Genomic DNA, 519 nt, shown 5'->3' with positions numbered 1-519 from the left:
CGGCAAGCAGGTGTTCATCGAATTCCCCCGCGGCATCGGACAGGGCGAGATGCTGCCCTTGTTCGTGGTCGGACCGGAGGGCGACACCTCCGAGCTGGTGAACTATCGCGTGCGCGGCAACTACATGATCGTCGATCGACTGTTCGCCGCCGCCGAACTGCGGTTCGGCGCGGGCAAGAACCAGAAGCGTGTCCGCATCTCCCGCACCGACGGGAGGCCGGCATCGTGAGCGACGAACGCGATCCCGAAAAGGAGGAAGGCCGGACGCCCGGTTCGGCGCCCCAGCCTCAGCCGACCGACGACGACGCTCGGCCGCTGACCGGCGAGCCGGCCGCGACCATGCGGCTGCGCGCCGAGCCGCCGCGTGTGACCCGCCTGTCCCGCAAGGTGCTGGCCGGTCTGGGTCTTGCGGCAAGCCTCGGTGTCGGTGGGGCGCTGATCTATGCGCTCCAGACTGGTCACAGCGGCCAGGGTCAGGAGCTTTACTCTACGGACAACCGCTCGACACCGGACGGTCTG

General features: G+C 68.6%; 2 protein-coding genes. Both read left to right on the top strand.

The window, feature by feature from the left end; translation table 11 throughout:
• Positions 1–229: TrbG/VirB9 family P-type conjugative transfer protein (locus AACY49_RS30345; protein ID WP_339527956.1), on the top strand; the 229-nt coding region annotated here is incomplete at its 5' end.
• A partial coding sequence (locus AACY49_RS30340) for a hypothetical protein (RefSeq protein WP_445262677.1) occupies positions 226–519 on the top strand: 294 nt, incomplete at its 3' end. The genes AACY49_RS30345 and AACY49_RS30340, both read left to right, overlap by 4 nt.

It is taken from the genome of Pseudomonas sp. EL_65y_Pfl2_R96, from assembly GCF_963970905.1.
GTDB lineage: Bacteria > Pseudomonadota > Gammaproteobacteria > Pseudomonadales > Pseudomonadaceae > Aquipseudomonas.
Note: the sequence above shows the minus strand (reverse complement) of the source record. Positions and strands in the feature narration are given on the sequence as shown.